The sequence below is a fragment of the Lacihabitans soyangensis genome, assembly GCF_024343775.1.
In the GTDB taxonomy this organism is placed as follows: Bacteria; Bacteroidota; Bacteroidia; order Cytophagales; family Spirosomataceae; genus Leadbetterella; species Leadbetterella soyangensis.
On record NZ_RJUF01000068.1, the window covers coordinates 1 to 3,329 of the forward strand.

Here is a 3,329-nt window from a genome sequence, read left to right on the forward strand (position 1 = left end):
GTATCGATAGCCCCAGTGCTGAAATTCCAAATTAATCCAAGAACTTCCTTAACCACAGAGTACAACTATCAGTATGTAAACATGTCTCCACTTGGGTCTGCATATGCCTACACTTCCGATGGAATTGGCACACTACCCGTAAATTTCTCAACACTTGAATCCAACATGTCGCCTACCAAAATAAACGACCACTCGTTTATAGCCACATTGTCGCACAGTATTAACGACAACTGGAAGTTAACCGGACAACTTGCGTATTTACAGTTCAATCAAGAAGGAAGTAGCTTATGGCCAACTAGTATCAGCGGCGATACTCTGAGAAGAAGCGAGTCTGTATGGGATATTTTGGGTCAAATAAGAGTAGGTCAATTCTTTGTAAATGGCGATGTAGCAACAGGCAAAATAAAACACCGGATTTTGGCTGGCGTAGACATGGGCAACAAGGACTTTTATCATGATTGGAACCAGACAGGAGCCATCAATGGCTCCGCACCTTTTATAGTCACGGCACCTGTTTATGGAAAAGTGCCCGCCACGGCCTATACCGTTTTTGACAGATCATTAAGCGTCAAACAAAGAGGTGTACATTATAATAACGTTTATACAGCCTTGTATGCACAAGACGAAATCAGACTAATGAATGATAAGTTAAGACTTACATTAGCCGGTAGATACACCACCACTGGCGATGAAGATCCATTCTCTGGAAAAGTTGATGCCGGCAAGTTTACACCTAGAATAGGTGCCAGCTATTCCTTAAACAAAAACACAAGTGTATATTCAGTTATAGATGAGACATTTATTCCACAAGCTGGTGCCACATTTGAGGGTAAAGAATTTGACCCAATTACAGGAAATAACAAAGAACTAGGATTAAAAAAAGAATGGTTAAATGGCCGTTGGACTGCCTCTGCATCCGTTTATCAAATCACCAAAAACAATGTTTTAACCGCAGATCCTAATCACCAATTTTTCTCCATTCAATTGGGCCAAACCCAAACCTCGGGTATAGAATTCGATGTAAGAGGTCAATTAGTAACAGGTCTTGATGTTACCCTAAATTACGCCTATACCGATGGGAAAGTAACCAAAGATACTGACGGAAAGCAGGTAAACTCGCAAATACCAGGAACGGATAAAAGCATTGCCAATGCATGGTTAAGCTACAGAGTTCCATCAGGTAATGCCGAAGGTTTAGGATTTTCGCTAGGTGCTTCCCACGCCGCTGGCAGATCAGCCTGGTATGCCGAGTATGACAAATCGATAGATTCAAGTATGCCGTCTTACACAAAATTTGATGCCGCTACCTCTTATAATTTCGGAAAATTCGGTGTTGCTCTGAACGTTAATAATCTGTTCAATGCCGACGTTTTCTCAGGTGCTTATTATTCTTGGAGTAAGTTTTATTATTACCAAATTGAAGCCCACAGAAACTTTCGTCTAAGTATCAATTATAAATTTTGATAAGTTTTGAATTTCAAGAAAATCATCCAAAAACTACACCTATGGCTCGGTCTAAGCACCGGGCTGGTGGTGTTTATATCAAAGTCAAATTAGGTAAATATACAAAATCCTTCTTGTTAAGTGTGAACAAAGGAATTTTGTAATGAATAGAGGTTGCAGCAATAAGTAAATCTGGAATGGACGGTTTATGACTCAATGTGAATTTTTCACAAAGTTGAACAGCTAACTCTGAAATGGAAGTATTAATTGGAATTGAATTATAAAAATTTAAGGCTCTTTTTATTAAAACAAGCTCTTTCTTGTCTCTAGCTCCAATCAAAAATTCCGCAGCTGTGATATCACTAATGTCAACATTTTCGAAATTATGTGTGTAAATTTCTTTTTTGATGGATTCATTTCCTCTATAAATTTCAATCAGAATATTGGTGTCAAAAATTACCATTTTCGAGACCAGTTTTTTTTGCGAATTTCATCCAACGATGGAAATTCCTTGCCTTTACCGAAATGCTCAAAAAGTTTATCTAAACTCTGCTTTTTTGATTTTGGCAAACTAGTAACTGAATCTCTAACAGTAAAAATCACTTCTACTTCTTTGCCAAACATATTTTTTGGTAACTCAATAGTGTGATTCTCTTCGGTCGGAAAAAATATTTCTTTGTAGACACTCATTCCAAAAGCATTTTATTTTTTACAAATATAAAAAAAATAATGAAAAAAATCATCCAAAAACTACACCTCTGGCTCGGTCTAAGCACCGGGCTGGTGGTGTTTATAGTGAGCATAACAGGCTGTTTGTATGCATTTCAAAAAGAAATTCAGGATGTCACTCAGACTTTCAGGTTTTCGAAAATAGAAAATCGAGAAATTTTACCACCCTCCGCCTTTGAAAATGTAGCACGAAAGGCATTACCAAAGGCTCACCTTCATGCCATCAATTACCCAGGAAAAGGCAGAAGTGTAGAGGCCATATTTTATGGTTTTGACCCCGAACATTACTATATCATTTACCATAATCCCTATACCGCCAAGATACTACAAGTACAAAATATAGAGGAAACGTTCTTTCATTGGGTTCTTAACGGACACTATTATCTTTGGTTACCTCCTAAAATTGGGCAACCTATTACCTCTTATTCCACACTAATTTTTGTATTTATGCTTATTACAGGTATTATTCTCTGGTGGCCAAAGAACAAAGCTGCCGCTAAACAACGGTTTTGGTTCAGATGGAAAGACGCTACTCAGTGGAAACGCAAGAATTACGACCTCCACAATATCCTTGGATTTTACAGTTCTACATTATTGCTCATTATCGCTGTGACAGGTATTTTCTTTGGTATACAGTGGTTTACTTACCTCATTTATTCAGCTACCGGGGGTGAAAAAGAACTACTTTTTACCGAACCCATATCACAAAAACCCATTACAACATCTTTCAAAAAACCTGTCGCGGATTTGGTTTGGGAAAAGATGAAAAAGGAACACCCTAATGCACTTTCTCTTGAAGTCCACGCCATTGAATCAGATTCATCTACAATTGGGGCAAACGTAAACACAAAGGAAGATATGTATTGGAGCACAGACTATCGGTATTTCGATCAGTACACATTAAAAGAAATACCAGTTAAGCACGTATATGGTAGACTAAAAGACGCAAAATTCGCAGACAAACTAATAAGGATGACTTACGATATCCATACGGGCGGTATATTGGGCTTTGCGGGTAAGATCCTTGCATTTTTATTGTCCTTGGTGGCTGCAAGTTTGCCAATTACTGGATTTATGATTTGGTGGGGACGAAGAAATAAAGTAAAAGCATGAACGGAGACATATACAATAAAGCCCAAGTTATTTTAGACAAAAAG

At 37.9% G+C, this 3,329-nt stretch carries 4 protein-coding genes; 2 read left to right on the forward strand and 2 right to left on the reverse strand.

Annotated elements, in window-relative coordinates:
- Positions 1-1,464: TonB-dependent siderophore receptor (locus EGI31_RS14175; RefSeq protein WP_255037881.1), on the forward strand; the 1,464-nt coding region annotated here is incomplete at its 5' end.
- 73 nt (positions 1,465-1,537) lie between these two features.
- On the opposite strand, the gene EGI31_RS14180 is transcribed toward EGI31_RS14175, so the two are convergent.
- Together EGI31_RS14180 and EGI31_RS14185 are read right to left on the reverse strand one after the other, a co-directional pair.
- Positions 1,538-1,906 carry a type II toxin-antitoxin system VapC family toxin gene (locus tag EGI31_RS14180; RefSeq protein ID WP_255037882.1) on the reverse strand — a complete coding sequence of 123 codons (369 nt, stop codon included), beginning with the start codon at positions 1,904-1,906 and terminating at the stop codon, positions 1,538-1,540.
- Positions 1,900-2,133 carry a hypothetical protein gene (locus EGI31_RS14185; protein WP_255037883.1) on the reverse strand — a complete coding sequence of 78 codons (234 nt, stop codon included), beginning with the start codon at positions 2,131-2,133 and terminating at the stop codon, positions 1,900-1,902. Before EGI31_RS14185 ends, EGI31_RS14180 begins: the two co-directional genes overlap by 7 nt.
- 39 nt (positions 2,134-2,172) lie before the next feature.
- On the opposite strand from EGI31_RS14185, the gene EGI31_RS14190 reads away from it, so the two are divergent.
- Positions 2,173-3,285 (forward strand): PepSY-associated TM helix domain-containing protein, encoded by a 1,113-nt coding sequence (locus EGI31_RS14190; protein ID WP_255037884.1) that lies wholly within the window; start codon positions 2,173-2,175, stop codon positions 3,283-3,285.
- The last annotated feature ends 44 nt before the right edge of the window (positions 3,286-3,329 follow it).

Excerpts from the sequence above, each read along its gene's own strand:
- EGI31_RS14190 (WP_255037884.1), top strand. The coding sequence starts at position 2,173 with ATGAAAAAAATCATCCAAAAACTACACCTCTGGCTCGGTCTAAGCACC.
- EGI31_RS14180 (WP_255037882.1), bottom strand. The coding sequence starts at position 1,906 with ATGGTAATTTTTGACACCAATATTCTGATTGAAATTTATAGAGGAAAT.
- EGI31_RS14185 (WP_255037883.1), bottom strand. The coding sequence starts at position 2,133 with ATGAGTGTCTACAAAGAAATATTTTTTCCGACCGAAGAGAATCACACT.